The 15831-nt window shown below is 63.5% G+C and carries 16 protein-coding genes; all 16 read right to left on the reverse strand.

The window, feature by feature from the left end:
• Positions 1-900: a GTPase Era gene (era, locus tag AC1Z32_RS23745; RefSeq protein WP_483481091.1), complete on the reverse strand. Its 900-nt coding sequence runs from the start codon at positions 898-900 to the stop codon at positions 1-3.
• Between the two features lie 77 nt (positions 901-977).
• On the reverse strand, positions 978-2090 hold the full coding sequence (gene rnc / locus AC1Z32_RS23750; protein WP_483481093.1) for a ribonuclease III: 1113 nt from the start codon (positions 2088-2090) through the stop codon (positions 978-980).
• 154 nt (positions 2091-2244) lie between these two features.
• Complete coding sequence (lepB, locus tag AC1Z32_RS23755) at positions 2245-3138, reverse strand: signal peptidase I (protein ID WP_483481095.1); 894 nt, start codon at positions 3136-3138, stop codon at positions 2245-2247.
• A gap of 45 nt (positions 3139-3183) precedes the next feature.
• A complete protein-coding gene (gene lepA, locus AC1Z32_RS23760; protein ID WP_483481097.1) occupies positions 3184-4974 on the reverse strand; it encodes a translation elongation factor 4 in 1791 nt (596 codons plus the stop codon).
• Positions 4975-5099: 125 nt separating this feature from the next.
• On the reverse strand, positions 5100-5360 hold the full coding sequence (locus AC1Z32_RS23765) for a glutaredoxin family protein (RefSeq protein WP_483481099.1): 261 nt from the start codon (positions 5358-5360) through the stop codon (positions 5100-5102).
• Between the two features lie 5 nt (positions 5361-5365).
• Positions 5366-6907 carry a DegQ family serine endoprotease gene (locus AC1Z32_RS23770; protein ID WP_483481101.1) on the reverse strand — a complete coding sequence of 514 codons (1542 nt, stop codon included), beginning with the start codon at positions 6905-6907 and terminating at the stop codon, positions 5366-5368.
• A 22-nt stretch (positions 6908-6929) separates the two neighbouring features.
• Entirely contained in the window at positions 6930-7973 is a 1044-nt protein-coding gene (locus AC1Z32_RS23775) for a MucB/RseB C-terminal domain-containing protein (protein ID WP_483481103.1), read from the reverse strand.
• Between the two features lie 4 nt (positions 7974-7977).
• Positions 7978-8613, reverse strand: coding sequence for a sigma-E factor negative regulatory protein (locus AC1Z32_RS23780; RefSeq protein WP_483481105.1), 636 nt, complete (start codon positions 8611-8613; stop codon positions 7978-7980).
• Between the two features lie 79 nt (positions 8614-8692).
• Positions 8693-9292, reverse strand: coding sequence for an RNA polymerase sigma factor RpoE (rpoE, locus tag AC1Z32_RS23785; RefSeq protein ID WP_008342103.1), 600 nt, complete (start codon positions 9290-9292; stop codon positions 8693-8695).
• Between the two features lie 95 nt (positions 9293-9387).
• Complete coding sequence (locus AC1Z32_RS23790) at positions 9388-9843, reverse strand: protein YgfX (protein WP_483481107.1); 456 nt, start codon at positions 9841-9843, stop codon at positions 9388-9390.
• Positions 9844-9874: 31 nt separating this feature from the next.
• Positions 9875-11113 (reverse strand): beta-ketoacyl-ACP synthase II, encoded by a 1239-nt coding sequence (fabF, locus tag AC1Z32_RS23795; RefSeq protein WP_062606029.1) that lies wholly within the window; start codon positions 11111-11113, stop codon positions 9875-9877.
• 143 nt (positions 11114-11256) lie between these two features.
• Positions 11257-11496, reverse strand: coding sequence for an acyl carrier protein (acpP, locus tag AC1Z32_RS23800; RefSeq protein WP_004197638.1), 240 nt, complete (start codon positions 11494-11496; stop codon positions 11257-11259).
• A 250-nt stretch (positions 11497-11746) separates the two neighbouring features.
• Positions 11747-12487, reverse strand: coding sequence for a 3-oxoacyl-ACP reductase FabG (fabG, locus tag AC1Z32_RS23805; RefSeq protein WP_483481111.1), 741 nt, complete (start codon positions 12485-12487; stop codon positions 11747-11749).
• 43 nt (positions 12488-12530) lie between these two features.
• Positions 12531-13463, reverse strand: coding sequence for an ACP S-malonyltransferase (gene fabD / locus AC1Z32_RS23810; protein ID WP_483481113.1), 933 nt, complete (start codon positions 13461-13463; stop codon positions 12531-12533).
• 120 nt (positions 13464-13583) lie between these two features.
• Positions 13584-14573 carry a beta-ketoacyl-ACP synthase III gene (locus AC1Z32_RS23815; protein ID WP_483481115.1) on the reverse strand — a complete coding sequence of 330 codons (990 nt, stop codon included), beginning with the start codon at positions 14571-14573 and terminating at the stop codon, positions 13584-13586.
• A complete protein-coding gene (gene plsX, locus AC1Z32_RS23820; protein WP_483481117.1) occupies positions 14573-15727 on the reverse strand; it encodes a phosphate acyltransferase PlsX in 1155 nt (384 codons plus the stop codon). Before plsX ends, AC1Z32_RS23815 begins: the two co-directional genes overlap by 1 nt.
• Positions 15728-15831: the final 104 nt, after the last annotated feature.

The following is a 15831-nucleotide window of genomic DNA, read 5'->3' on the forward strand; positions in this document are numbered from 1 at the left end:
TCATTCGTAGCCGTATGCGCGCAGGCCCGCTTCGTTGTCGGCCCAGCCGCTCTTCACCTTGACGAAGGTTTCGAGATACACGGGACCGTCGAAAAGCTTCTCCATGTCGAGCCGCGCCTCCGTGCTGATCTGCTTCAGCTTCGCGCCCTTCTGGCCGATGATCATAGCCTTGTGCATGTCGCGGTCGACGAGAATCGTCGCGAAGACGCGGCGCAGGCGCCCTTCTGTCTCGAACTTGTCGATAAGCACCGTGCTCGTGTACGGCAGTTCGTCGCCGGTCCAGCGGAACACCTTCTCGCGCAGGATCTCGGCCGCGAGAAAGCGCTCGCTGCGGTCGGTCAGGTCGTCCTCGCCGTAGATCGGCTCGCCTTCCGGCAGGTACGGCTTCACGACGGACAAGAGCCGCTTGATGTCGTCCGGGTGTTTGGCCGACAGCGGCACGATCTCGCGGAAGTCGCGCAGCGCGGACATCTGCTGCATGAAGGGGAAAAGCGAATCCTTGTCGCCGACGCGATCGAGCTTGTTGGCGATCAAGAGCGTCGGCGTGCCGGCGGGAATCAGGTCGAGCACTTTCTGGTCGTCGGGGCCGAAGCGGCCGGCTTCGATCACGAAGAGAATCGCATCGACGGAAGTCAGCGTCGACGTCACCGCGCGGTTCAGCGAGCGGTTGAGCGCGCCGCTGTGGCGCGTCTGGAATCCGGGCGTATCGACGAAGATGTACTGCGCATCGTCGAAGGTGTTGATGCCGGTGATGCGGTGGCGCGTCGTCTGTGCCTTGCGCGACGTGATGCTCACCTTCTGGCCGACGAGCGCGTTCATCAGCGTCGATTTGCCGACGTTCGGGCGGCCAACGATCGCGACCATGCCGCAGCGGAAACCGGAAGAAGTAGGAGCGTTCATAGATGTGTGCGGCATGAAATCGTTGGGGCGCGGGTGCTTAATGGACGCAATGGACGCGATGGACGCGACGGCACGCGTCAGTGGCCGGCGTCGGCGGCGCGCGCGACGCGGCCCGCGGGCGCGTCCGGGCCCGTGCCGTTGCGCGGTTCGGCGGTGTCGTCGCGATCGTCGGAAGACGCGGGCTTGTCCGCATTCGCGCTACGCTCGGACGTCTGCGCCGATTCGCTCTTCGCCGCTTTTTCCGGCCTGTGGATCACGGCGCGTTCAGGCTTGTCGGCGGCGGCATACGCGCCCGCCGACGGCTCGACATGCGTCGCGCGAATTACCGCGAGCGGGGCCGCGGGCTGGCGTTCCTGGACGCCCGCTTGCGCCCCGTGCGCGCCGTGATGACGCTCGCGACGGTCGGGCGAACGCAGATCGAGCGCGGCCTGAATGCCGGTCACGCCGGGCACGACTTCCGGCTCGGCCAGTTTCGCCGCGCGCGCGCCCTTGCGCTTCGGCTTCACGCCGAGCGTCGGCGCGGCGGTCATCACCTCGTCGAGCGCCTTCTTCGCCGCGGCCTGTTCGGCGGCGCGGCGGCTCGCGCCGGAGCCCGACACTTTCACGTCGAGCTTCGGTACCGTGCATTCGACTTCGAATTGCTGATTGTGCGCAGCACCGTGCGTCGCGATGACGGTATACGTTGGCAGCGCGATCTTGTGGCCTTGCAGATATTCCTGGAGCAGCGTCTTGGCATCCTTGCCGATGGTGCGCGGATCGATGTGATCCAGCACCGGCGTGTAGAGCCGCTTGATGACGGTGTACGCGGCGTCGAAACCGCTATCTAGGAAGATCGCGCCGAAGATGGCTTCGAGCGTGTCGGCGAGAATCGACGGGCGGCGAAAGCCGCCGCTGCGCTGTTCGCCCTCTCCGAGCCGCAGGTCTTCGGACACATTGAGCGCCTGCGCGATCTCGTAAAGCGACTGCTGTTTGACCAGATTGGCGCGCACGCGCGACAGGTCGCCTTCGTCGAGTTTGCCGAATCGTTGGAACAAAAGCGCCGCCACCACGCAATTTAGAACGGAATCGCCGAGAAATTCGAGCCGTTCATTGTGCGTGGCGCTGTGACTGCGGTGGGTCATCGCCTGGCGCAGCAATTCCGCATTGCGAAATTCGTACCGCAGCCGGCTTTCCAACGGAGAAGATGGCATGTGCAGAGTATAACGCGGGCGACAGGCGGACGATTCCGCCCGCCTACACCGGAAACCGCGTGATGAGACAGCGTTAGCCGAACTTCTTCACGCCGTTTCGAAGGATATTTTGATTATGCGAGAACGCCGGCCATGGAAGCCGGCGTCAGAGAGATCACTGGAACGAGCCGATGCGCTTCAGATTACTGAAGTTCATCCAGATGAAGAACGCGCGCCCGACAACGTTCTTGTCCGGCACGAAGCCCCAGTAGCGGCTGTCCGCGCTGTTGTCGCGGTTGTCGCCCATCATGAAGTAGTTGCCCGGCGGCACCTTGCACGTCACGCCTTGCGCGTTGTAGTTGCAGTTGTCGCGGAACGGAAAATCATCCGCGCCCACAACGAACGGCGGCACCTGCGGATTATTGAGAATGTTGTTCTTGCGGCCGTCGAGATCTTCGGTGAACTGCTTCGCGTAACCGATGCGCTCATCGTCGAAATAGTCCGGCACCGGCGTTTCCGGCACCGGTTTGCCGTTGATCGTGAGCTTCTTGTCTTCATACGCGATGGTGTCGCCCGGCAGGCCGATCACACGCTTGATGTAGTCCACCGATTCGTCCTTCGGATAGCGGAACACCACGACGTCGCCGCGCTTCAGCGGGCTGCCGTTCGTCAGCTTCGTGTTGGTGATCGGCATGCGCAAGCCATACTCGTACTTGTTCACGAGGATGAAGTCGCCGACCAGCAACGTCGGGACCATCGAGCCAGACGGAATCTTGAACGGCTCGATGATGAACGAGCGCACCACGAAGACCGCGAGAATCACCGGAAAGAAGCTCGCCGTGTATTCGAGCCACCACGGCTGGCGCAGCTTGTCGTCGCGCAGGCGGGCGCGCGTCTGCGAGGCGTTTTCATCGGCGAAACGCTCGCCGACGCGTTCCTGCTGCCGGTCGAACTCGGCGACCGCAGCCTCCGCGGCGCGGCGCCGTTGCGGCAGAAACACCAGCTTGTCGAGCACCCATGCAATACCCGTCAATACGACGAGAATCAAAAGAATCAATGCGAAATTCATCAATCGCTTCCGGTTGTTATCGTTGTTTGCCTGGCGGCGACCAGATCATTCGTCGACGCGCAGGATCGCCAGGAAAGCCTCTTGCGGGATTTCGACCGAGCCGACCTGCTTCATGCGCTTCTTGCCGGCCTTCTGCTTTTCGAGCAGCTTCTTCTTGCGCGAGATGTCGCCGCCGTAGCACTTCGCGAGCACGTTCTTGCGCAGCGCCTTGATGTTCTCGCGCGCGATGATGTTCGAGCCGATGGTCGCCTGAATCGCCACGTCGTACATCTGACGCGGAATCAGCTCGCGCATCTTCGACGCCACCTCGCGGCCGCGATGCTGGCTCTGCGAACGGTGCACGATGACCGACAGCGCGTCGACCTTGTCGCCGTTGATGAGCATGTCGACCTTCACGACATCCGCAGCGCGATATTCCTTGAACTCGTAGTCCATCGACGCATAGCCGCGCGACGTGGACTTCAGACGGTCGAAGAAGTCGAGCACGATTTCCGCCATCGGGATTTCGTACGTGAGCTGCACCTGACGGCCGTGGTACTGCATGTTGATCTGCGAGCCGCGTTTGGCCGTACACAACGTGATGACCGAGCCGACATATTCCTGCGGCATGTACAGGTTCACGGTGACGATCGGCTCACGCACTTCCTCGATCTTCGACGGCTCCGGCATCTTCGCCGGATTCTCGACCATGATGGTCGTGCCATCGCGCTGCTCGACCTGGTAGATCACCGTCGGCGCGGTGGTGATGAGGTCCATGTCGAACTCGCGCTCGAGACGCTCCTGCACAATTTCCATGTGCAGCAGGCCGAGGAAGCCGCAGCGGAAACCGAAGCCGAGCGCCTGCGACACTTCCGGCTCGAATTGCAGCGAGGCGTCGTTCAGCTTCAGCTTTTCCAGCGATTCGCGCAGCGCGTCGTACTGGTTCGCCTCGACCGGATAGAGACCCGCGAACACCTGCGGCTTCACTTCCTTGAAGCCCGGCAGCGGCTCGGTGGCCGAACGATTCGCGACGGTGACGGTATCGCCCACTTTCGCGGCCGTCAGTTCCTTGATGCCCGCGATCACGAAGCCCACCTGCCCCGCCGACAACTGCGCGAGGTTCGTCGACTTCGGCGCGAACACGCCGACATGCTCGACCGGGTATTGCGCGCCGGTCGCCATCATCTTGATCTTGTCCTTCGGCTTCAGCGTGCCGTTGACGATGCGCACCAGCATCACGACGCCGACGTAGTTGTCGAACCAGGAATCGATGATGAGCGCCTGCAGCGGCGCGTCCGGATCGCCCTTGGGCGGCGGCACCTTCGCGATCAGCGATTCGAGCACGTCCTCGACGCCCAGACCGGTCTTCGCGCTGCAATGCGTGGCGTCGGTCGCGTCGATGCCGATCACGTCCTCGATTTCCGCGATCGCGTTCTCGGGGTTCGCGGCGGGCAAGTCGATCTTGTTCAGCACCGGCACGACTTCGACGCCGAGCTCGATGGCCGTGTAGCAGTTCGCGACCGTCTGCGCCTCGACGCCCTGCGATGCATCGACGACGAGCAGCGCGCCCTCGCAAGCGGAAAGCGAACGGCTGACTTCGTAGGAGAAGTCGACGTGTCCGGGGGTGTCGATCAGGTTCAGGTTGTAGACCTGGCCGTCGCGCGCCTTGTAGGTCAGCGCCGCGGTCTGCGCCTTGATCGTGATGCCGCGCTCGCGCTCGAGGTCCATCGAATCGAGCACCTGCGCTTCCATCTCGCGGTCGGACAGGCCGCCGCACAACTGGATGATGCGATCAGCGAGCGTGGACTTGCCGTGGTCGATGTGCGCAATGATCGAAAAGTTACGAATATGATTCATTCAGTGCCGATCAAGCGAAAAAGGCGCGCCCTCACCAACGCGGAGCACGCCTTGAAAATTTGGGGAAAACTTCTGTATTTTAGCCGAAAACGGGGGTGCCCCGTCGGATTTCGCCTTCGTCCGGGTCATGGGCCGCGTGCATCGAGCGCTGCGTGCACGGCGCGGACGTCGAGACGGTACTGACACAGCTCGATGCCATCGAGCGTGAGCACCGGCACGCGCTCGTCATAGCGCGCCTCGAGGACCGGATCTTCATCGATGTCGATCCATTCGATGCCCAGGCCGTGACGCGCCGCGATGGGCTCCAGTTCGGCGCGCATGTCCTCGCAGAGATGACACCAGGCGCGCCCGTACAGGACAAAAGGCGCGCCCGAAGCCCGAGTCATGCCGCTTACTTTTGCGTCGGCACGCGCGGACGCAGCGGCACGAACTGCGTGTTGTCGCCGCGTCGAACGAGAACCGCGACCATCTTGCTCGCGTCCAGGCCTTGCGCAAGTTCCTGGAACTGCTTCGCGCTCGTGATATCCGTATCGCCGATGCGCATGATGATGTCGCCCTTCTGGAAGCCCGCGCGCGCCGCCGGTCCTTCGACGGCATCGACCTGAACGCCGCTCGACAGCTTGAGCGCCTTTTTCTGATCCGCCGGAATGTCGCTCACGGCGAGCCCGAGCGAATTGCTCGCGCGCTCCTTCGGCTGCGGAGCCTTCTTCTGCTCGGTCTTCGCGACCTTGTCCGGCTGCATCTCGGCAATGGTGACCGGCAGATCGCGCGTCTGGCCCTTGCGCCAGACCGTGAGCGTGGTCTTCGTGCCCGGCTTGGTCTCGCCGACCATGCGCGGCAGATCGGTCGCGGTCTCGACGTTCTGGCCGTTGAATTTCAGGATGATGTCGCCCGGCTGCACGCCCGCCTTGTCGGCCGGCCCGCCCGATTCGACGCTCGAGACGAGCGCGCCCTGCGCCTTCGGCAAACCGAGCGAATCGGCGACATCCTTCGTCACCTCGCCGATCGCCACCGCGATGCGCCCGCGCACCACCTTGCCCGATGTCTTCAGCTGATCGGCCACGCGCATGGCTTCATCGATCGGAATGGCGAACGAGATGCCCATGAAGCCGCCGGTGCGGCTGTAGATCTGCGAATTGATGCCGATGACCTCGCCCGCCATGTTGATGAGCGGACCGCCCGAGTTGCCCGGATTCACGGCGACATCGGTCTGGATGAACGGCAGGTAATCGCCCGTGTCGCGGCCTTTCGCGCTGACGATGCCCGCGGTCACGGTGTTGTCGAGGCCGAACGGCGAGCCGATCGCAAGCACCCATTCGCCGACGCGCACCTTGTTCGAATCGCCGATGGTAATGGCCGGCAAATTCGACGCGCTGATCTTCACCACGGCCACGTCCGTGCGCTCGTCGACGCCGACGAGACGCGCCTTGAATTCGCGCTTGTCCGTGAGCGTCACGTAGATGGTGTCCGCATCGTCCACGACGTGCGCATTGGTCATCACGTAGCCGTCGGTCGACAGGATGAAGCCCGAGCCGACGCCGCTGCTCTGCTCCGAATTGTCCTGGTTGTCGTCCGGCGGCATGCTGCGGCTGCCGCCCTTGCCCTGGTCGCCGCCGCTGCCTCCGCCTCCACCGCCTCCGCCGCCGCCACGAGGCGAACCCGGCTGGCCGGGCATCGGAATGCCGAAGAAGCGGCGGAAGAACTCCGACATGTCGCCTTCATCGAGACCGGGCGGCAAGCCGCGCAGATCGTTACTGGAACCGACCCGCGAAGTCGTGCGAATGTTCACGACCGAAGGCCCCACCTTGTCGACGAGCGTCGTGAAGTCCGGCAGGTTCACCGTGGGCGCCGCTGACGCAGTTTGCGATACGAACGGCAGGCACACGGCGAGCGCCGCGGCCGCGATGAACTTGCGCAGCGAGAAGTTGCTCATAGGTTGAAGGCCGGGATCTGGATTACTTGGAAGGCTTGTATTCTATGGTAGAGGCAAATTGCTGCAATGTGGCTTGCGGCACTTCACCGAGCAAGGTAATCCAGAAATCCCCGCGGCGCTTGACCAGCACGTGCGTGGCGCCGCTGTTGCCCGCGCCTTCCTTGCGCGTATTTTTCTCCACCGGCTCGACAAAGACGGAGATGGTGGCGAGGCCATCGGAAAATACGGCCTGATCGACGGGAATCGGCGGCTGCCCCTGCTGGCTCGACGCCATCGGACGGCGCAGCTCGCGAATCTTGCGGAAGCCCGCGATATTCGGCGCCAGTTGCCAGCCCTGCGCTTCCATGTCCACCGCCTGCACCGGCGGGCGCACGATGGTCCAGCCGGACGTGCTGCGGATGCCGTTCGCGATCGGCGCCTTGTCGATCGGCCCGCCGATGCGCACCTGCGAGAAGGAAAGCTGCTCGAGCACCTGACCGTCCGGACCGAGCGTCTGCGCGCGCAGCAGCAGGCCGGTTTTGGAGTCGGCCCAGAGTTTGTAGGCGAAACGATAGGAATCTTTCGGATCGAGCTCGATCACCTGGCTGTCCACGCCCGCGACGCGGTCGTTGCCGAGAAGCTTCGGCTCGTAGACGGTCAGCACCTGATCGCCGGTGGTCGAGAGCAGCGCGGGGAACGAGTCGCGGTTCTGCCTGTGTTCGACCACGAGCAAATGCCGCTCGGGCACGAACGTGAACATGTCGTCGTCGTGGCGCAGCATCTTGCGCGGCGCGCCGTCGAGACTTTCGAGCGATTCGTATTCGCCGTCGCCGCGCGTGGCGACATGCGTGATGCGCGACGACTGAACCGTCGCGCCACGCTGATAAACGAACGTGCCTTCGTAGTTCTGCTGTTGGGCCGCTTCGTGAATGCGGTTGAGCAGGCTGGCGGCAGTCTTGCGAACGGCGGCGGGATCGTCTCCCTGAGCGAATGAGCTCGATACCGCCGTCAACAATACGGCCGCACAAAGCATCAACGCCGGCAGCCGCCCCCAGTATTTTGTTTTATTCAACCGCACACTCAGCATTAATTTATTGGCCTTGCGATGTAGCCGCCGCGCGAATCAAAGGCATGGAACCGGGCATCGAAGGCTGCTGCGAAAACTGCTGATGCGCTTCGAGGTACTGGTCCAGATCGGCGTCGCGGATGATGTTCGCCTCGACGATCGGTGCGCGCGTGGTCGCCGCCGGCACCGACGCCAGCGCGACACGCTGCATCGAATCCGCCGGTGCGACGCTCGCCACCTGAGTGCCGCTGTGGCTGTCCACGCCTTGCAACTGCGGCACGACGATCCATGTCAGCGTCGCCGCCGCGGCTGCGACGGCGAAGGCCGGCATCACGCGACGACGCAGCAGGCTGCCGCGCGCTTTCGCCGCTGCCGCCGGCAACGCCGCGGGCGCGAGAACGTGCGCTTCGGCTTCGAAACGTTCGGAGAATGCGGTCATGAACGCGCTGCTGCGTGCCGGGCTGACCGCGAGATCGTCGGAGCGCAGGGCGTCGCCGATCAGGTGATAGGCAGACCACGCCGCGCGTTCGTCGCTTTTCAGGTCCGCGAGAAACTGGCTGACGCTGCCAATCTCGTCGAGCGACTCACCGTCGACGAACGCCGACATGCGCTCGCCGCGCGAACCCGCTTGTGTTTGATTCTGCATCGAGACCGACCCCATGATGCGCCCCATCTTTGACCCCACCCCGTAGTGACACCAACTAACCCAGATATCGCGCCCTTGCCCCGTGCTTTGCCGCTTACCAGCGTTTGCCCTCGGGAGTGTCCAACAACGGACGCAATTTTGCCGCAATGGCTTCGCGAGCACGGAAAATTCTCGATCTGACGGTGCCGATGGGGCAATCCATCATTTCGGCGATTTCCTCGTAGCTCAGTCCTTCAATTTCCCGAAGCGTGATGGCGGTGCGCAATTCCTCGGGCAGCAATGCCATCGCGGCATTGACCGTCTGAGCGATCTGCTTGCTCATCAACATCGACTCGGGCGTGTTGATATCCCTTAGTTGGTCTGCGTCGGAGAAAGTTTCCGCTTCTTCCGCATCGGCTTCGGTAGAAGTGGGAGCCCGGCGGCCCTGAGTTGCAAGATAGTTTTTTGCCGTATTGACAGCAATCCGGTAGAGCCAGGTGTAAAACGCCGATTCGCCCCGAAATTGCGGCAGCGCGCGATAGGCCTTGATGAAGGCGTCCTGGGCGACGTCCTCGACCTCGGCGGGGTCGCGCACGAGGCGCGAGATCAGTCGAATGATCTTGCGGTGGTATTTGGCGACCAGCAGTTCGAACGCGGCCTTGTCACCCTTCTGGACACGCTCGACCAGCAATTGGTCGATTTCTTTTTCGCTCACCTGGGAAATCCGTTTAACTTGGGGTGTTGCGCGGACGGCTATTGTAGCGTTACCGCCTGTAAGGCGACCGGAACGCTCATGCGCCGTTACAGTCGTTACAGGTGAGAAGCGGCGGCGCGGCGGGCCTGGACGGAAAGCTGGCGGAAGGTGTCGGCATCGACGGAATCGGCCGCGACGATGAGCGTGTCGCGCCGTCCGCGCGCATCGAGCAGCGTCAGCGCGAGCAGGCGCCCGCTCCATTGCGCGCATCCCGCAATGCGCGTGTGCCGCATTTCGCCGGTTCGGCTGCGGATCGTGAGGCCGTCCGAGTGCAGGCTGAGCGCCGACGGCTGCGCGCGCATCCATCGATACGATGCGAGCCCGAGTGCCGCAAGCGTCGCGGCGCACGCCACGGCGGCATGCCCGGCGTGCTGTGCGTGCGCAAGCACGCACTGGAATACCGACGCGCCGGAGACGCACGCAAATGCGAACATCGCGCCCAGCAGAAAACGCGACGGCCGCATCGCGACGCCTTCGTCACGATGCGGCCGATTCACGCACGCGCCCGTCATGCCGAACTCCGTGATGACGAGCGCGCCGTGCTCAGTGGCGCTTGAAGACGAGCGAGCCGTTCGTACCGCCGAAGCCGAACGAGTTCTTCACCGCCACGTCGATCTTCATTTCCCGCGCGGTGTTCGCGCAGTAGTCCAGGTCGCATTGCGGGTCCTGATTGAAGATGTTGATGGTCGGCGGCGACACCTGGTTGTGGATCGCCAGCACCGTGAACACCGATTCCAGGCCGCCCGCGCCGCCCAGCAGGTGGCCGGTCATCGACTTGGTGGAGTTCACGACGACGTTCTTCGCCGCATCGCCGAGGGCGCGCTTGATGCCGATGGTTTCCGCGATGTCGCCGAGCGGCGTCGAGGTGCCGTGCGCGTTCACGTAGTTCACCTGGTCGGCGTTGACCTGCGCGTTCTTCAGCGCGTTGACCATCGCGCGGCGGCCGCCGTCGCCGTCTTCGGGCGGCGCGGTCATGTGATACGCGTCGCCGCTCATGCCGTAGCCAAGCACTTCCGCATAGATCTTCGCGCCACGCTTCTTCGCATGCTCGTACTCTTCGAGCACCATCACGCCCGCGCCTTCGCCGAGCACGAAGCCGTCGCGGTCGGTGTCCCACGGACGGCTGGCCGTCGCGGGGTCATCGTTGCGCTGCGAGAGCGCGCGCGCCGCAGCGAAACCGCCGATGCCGAGCGGCGAAACTGTCGCTTCCGCGCCACCCGCGATCATCACGTCGGCGTCGCCGTATTCGATGAGACGCGACGCCTCGCCGATGCAGTGCAGGCCGGTGGTGCAGGCCGTGACCATCGACAGGTTCGGGCCCTTCAGGCCGAAGCGGATCGACAGATGGCCGGAAATCATGTTGATGATCGATGCCGGCACGAAGAACGGCGAGATGCGGCGCGGACCGCGATTGAGCAGTTCGGTCTGCGTGACTTCGATCATCGGCAGGCCGCCGATGCCCGAGCCGACCACCACGCCCACGCGCTCCGAATTTTCATCGGTGATTTCGAGGCCGCTGTCCTGCATGGCCTGCACGCCCGCGGCGAAGCCGTAATGGATGAAGGTATCCATATGGCGCGCTTCCTTGGCGGGCATGTAGTCTTCGATATTGAAGCCCTTCACCTCGCCCGCGAAACGCGTGGAAAAGTTCGTTGCGTCGAACTTCGTGATATTGGCGATGCCCGACTTGCCCGCGACCAGATTGGCCCAGCCGTCGGCAACAGTATTGCCGACAGGCGACACGAGCCCCAGGCCTGTAACAACAACTCGACGACGGCTCACGGTAACCCCTTATCCATAAAATGACGAAAAACAAAAGCCACAGCGGCCACAGGAAACCACCCTGTGTGCCCTGTGGCTGTCAAATCGGTTTGCAGCGACAAAACATCAACTGATTCAGCGATGAGTCGCCGGCGCGTCCGGCCTTAGGCCTTGACGTTCGCGCGAGCGTAGTCGATCGCTTGCTGAACCGTGGTGATCTTCTCGGCCTCTTCATCGGGAATTTCCATGCCGAATTCGTCTTCCAGCGCCATAACGAGTTCGACCGTATCGAGCGAGTCAGCGCCCAGATCGTTCACGAACGAAGCTTCGTTCTTGATTTCGGCTTCCGCCACGCCCAGTTGTTCGGCGACGATCTTCTTCACGCGCTGTTCGATGTTGTCCATGCAGCCCTCCGAGGGGAAAAAAGTTCAAAAATACGAGTGCGCGCATTTTATCAGGTTTGGACCCGCAAAATACGGCGCGTCAGTTCCATGCACCGCCGCCAGGCGCGCTTCATCAAGAGCGCTGCCGATGGCGATGCATCGATTCTTCACTGCCGCGCTGGAGCGGTGCGCACGAGGCTCTTTTGAGCATTTTGCGCGCCCGTCCCGGCGCGGATATTAAGCGAAATTCGGCGAAATGCCTATTACGACATTACATGTACATGCCGCCGTTCACGTGCAGCGTCGTGCCGGTGATATAGCCGGCGAACGGCGATGCCAGGAATGCCACGGCATGCGCGATATCTTCGGGCGCGCCCAGCCGGCCCAGCGGGATCTGCGCGGTGAGCGCGGTGCGCTGCTCGTCGGGCAGAACCTTGGTCATGTCGGTGTCGATGAAGCCCGGCGCGATGCAGTTCACGGTAATGCCGCGGCTGCCGATTTCACGGGCGAGCGCGCGCGTCATGCCGGCGACGCCGGCCTTGGCGGCCGCGTAATTCGCCTGACCCGGATTGCCCGACGAACCCACCACCGACGTGATGTTGATGATGCGGCCGCCACGCGCCTTCATCATCGGGCGCAGCACGGCCCGCGACAGGCGGAAGACCGCGCGCAGGTTCGTGTCGATGACAGCGTCGAACTCGTCGTCTTTCATGCGCATCGCGAGCTGGTCCTTCGTGATGCCGGCATTGTTCACGAGGATGTTCAAGCCGCCGAATTCCTTCACGATGCCGTCGATGAACGCGTCGCCCGCGGCGTCGTCATTGACGTTCAGCACCGCGCCGCGGCCCTTCGCGCCCGCTTGCTGCAACGCTTCGCTGATGCCGGCCGCGCCGCTTTCGCTGGTCGCGGTGCCGATGACGGTGGCGCCCTGCTTCGCGAGTTCGAGCGCGATTGCGCGCCCGATGCCGCGCGACGCGCCCGTGACGATTGCTACTTGATTTTCGAGGCTCATATTCAGTTCCTTAACCAACGATCACGCAACGATCACGCAACGATCACGCAGCGATCAGTTTGCGCGTTTCTTCGAGCGAAGCCGGATCGAAGATCGAGCCGCCGACGAGATTGCCGTCGATGCGCTTCGTCAGACCCGCGAGCACCTTGCCCGGACCGCATTCGATGACGTGCGTTACGCCATCCTTCGCCATCGCCTGCACGCACTCGACCCAGCGCACCGGACCGGCGGCCTGACGCACCAGCGCGTCCTTGATCGCGGCGGGATCGGCGACCACGGCGACGTCGACGTTATTGATCAGCGGAATCTGCGGCGCCTTGATCTCGATCTTGGCGAGATAGTCGCGCAATTGATCAGACGCGGGCTTGAGCAGCGACGAGTGGAACGGCGCGGAAACCGGCAGCGGCAGCGCGCGCTTCGCGCCCTTCGCCTTCGCCACTTCGCACGCCTTCTCGACAGCGGCCTTGGAACCCGCGATCACCACTTGCGCGGGCGCATTGAAGTTCACGGCTTCGACCACACCCGCCGACGAGGCTTCGGCGCACACGGCGCGCACCGTGTCGTCATCGAGACCGAGGATCGCGGCCATGCCGCCTTCGCCCACCGGCACGGCGCTTTGCATCGCCTGCGCGCGAAAGCGCACGAGCGGCACGGCGTCCGCGAACGCGAGCGCACCCGCCGCGACGAGCGCGGTGTACTCGCCGAGGCTGTGGCCCGCGACGAGCGCAGGCTTCAAACCCGTTTCCTTTTCCCACACGCGGTAGATCGCGTACGCCGCCGTCAGCATGACCGGCTGCGTGTTCGTCGTCAGGTTCAGCTCTTCCGCCGGACCTTCGGCGATCAGCTTGCCGAGGTCCTGGCCGAGTGCGTCGGAGGCCTGCTGCACGGTCTCGCGCACGATGGCGTGATCGGCGAATGCATTGAGCATGCCGATCGATTGCGAGCCCTGTCCGGGGAAAACGAACGCAAATTTCATATCGTCCTCGTTGATTGGAATGATCCGCGATGTCCTCATGGACCGCGCGCTCGGGCAGCGCGCGGGGTCAGCGATGAAGAGGGATCAGTTACGAATAGGTAGAGGGATTCGATCGGCGAATCAGTAGCGGATGACCGACGCGCCCCACGTGAAGCCGCCGCCCACGCCTTCGATCAGCACGTTGTCGCCGCGCTTGATGCGGCCGTCGCGCACTGCGACGTCGAATGCGAGCGGAATCGATGCCGCCGACGTATTGCCGTGCTCGCCAACGGTGACCACCATGCGCTCGGGCGGCAGATGCAGCTTGCGGGCCGTGCTCTGCATGATGCGGATATTGGCCTGATGCGGAATCAGCCAGTCGATGTCTTCCGGCGTGAGCTTTGCCTTGTCGAGCGCTTCCAGCGCGACCTTTTCGAGCACGTTGACCGCGAGCTTGAACACCGCCTGGCCGTCCATGTGCAGGAATGCGCTGCCCTGAACCACGCCGCCGTTTACGTTGCCCGGCGTGCAGAGAATGTCGGAATAGCTGCCGTCCGCGTGCAGCGCGCTCGACAGCACGCCCGCCTCTTCGGATGCCTGCAGCACGACCGCGCCCGCACCGTCGCCGAACAGCACGCAGGTGGTGCGATCGTTGAAATCGAGGATGCGCGAGAACGTTTCCGCGCCAACGACGAGCGCCGTGCGGTTCAGGCCGCTGCGAATGAAGCTGTCGGCGGTCGCGACGCCGTAGGCGAAGCCCGAGCACACGGCCTGCACGTCGAAGGCGGCGCCGTTGTTTTTGATGCCGAGCTTGTTCTGCAGCAGGCACGCCGTGCTCGGAAACACGAAGTCCGGCGTCGAAGTCGCGACGATGATCAGGTCGATCGATTGCGGATCGACGCCCGCCGCTTCGATGGCCTTCTGCGATGCGATGAGCGCGAGCTCGCTCGTGGTTTGATCGGGAGCCGCGAAGTGACGCGCATGAATGCCGGTGCGCGCGACGATCCATTCGTCACTCGTCTCGACGCCCTGCCTGGCGAGACGGTCCGCCAAGTCCTGATTCGTGACGCGCTCGGATGGCAGGTAGCTGCCGGTGCCCAGCACGCGAGAGTAAAGATTGGATTGAGCCATTATGCCTTCGAATGTAGCGCAGTACCGGACTCGTCCGGCGGGTTCGGCTGCGAGTTGGGCGGTGAAGCGGGCTCCGACGCGGACGGCTGGACCGATGCGTCTGCCGCAGCCGATGCATGGGGCGCGTTCGCCTCGGCGTCGCGCGCGGCGGGCGCATTTTCTTCCATCGCGCGCACCAGGCGTTCGAGCACGCCATTTTTGACGGCATCATACCCGCGTTTGATAGCCCACTCAAACCCGAAGGCCTCGGCCGAGCCGTGACTTTTGATGACGAGTCCGCGCAGTCCGAGCAAAGCCGCGCCGTTGTATTGCGCGGGATCGACACGCTTTTTGAAACGCTTGAGCACGGGCAGCGCGACGAGCGCCATCAGCTTGGAAGCGAAGTTGCGGCTGAACTCTTCCTTGATCATGTCGGCGAGCATCTTCGCGAGACCTTCGGAAGTCTTCAGCGCGACATTGCCGACGAAGCCGTCGCACACGACGACGTCCGTCGTGCCTTTATAGATGTCGTTGCCTTCCACGTTGCCGTAGAAGTTGAGCGTGCTCGCGCGCAGGAGCTCGCCGGCGCGCTTGATCGTTTCGTTGCCCTTGATGACTTCTTCGCCGATGTTGAGCAGGCCGATGGTGGGCCGCTCGCGGCCTTCGATCGCCGATACGAGCGCGTGACCCATCTCGGCGAATTGCAGCAGATGCCCGGGCTCGCAATCGACGTTCGCGCCGAGGTCGAGCACGGTGGTGTAGCCCTTCTGGCTCGGCATCGCGAAAGCAATCGCCGGGCGCTCGATGCCGGCGAGCGTCTTCAGCACATAGCGCGACACTGCCATGAGCGCGCCGGTATTGCCGGCGGAAATGCAGGTCTGCGCCTCGCCTTCCTTCACGAGGTTGAGCGCGACGCGCATCGACGAATCTTTTTTCTTGCGCAGCGCGACCTCGACCGGGTCGTCCATCGCGACGATTTCGCTTGCGGGAACGACGCTCAGGCGGGCCTCGTCGAGCGCCTTGCACTTCTTGAGCTGAGCGCGGATGGCCTGCTCGATACCGACGAGCATCAGGTGTGCGTCGGGATGCGAGCGCACGAAATTGACGGCAGCGGGAACGGTCACGGCCGGACCGTGGTCGCCTCCCATGCAGTCGATGGTTATCTTTACAGTCATGGAACGCGACGAATTTCGGGCACAAAAAAGCGGCAGTGAAATGCCGCCTTCTCGTCGTACCGGGAAAGTGTCAAGAGCAAGCTGCGCCCGCGTGACCGCGAAAC

The sequence above is a fragment of the Caballeronia sp. 11_S32 genome (assembly GCF_056930355.1).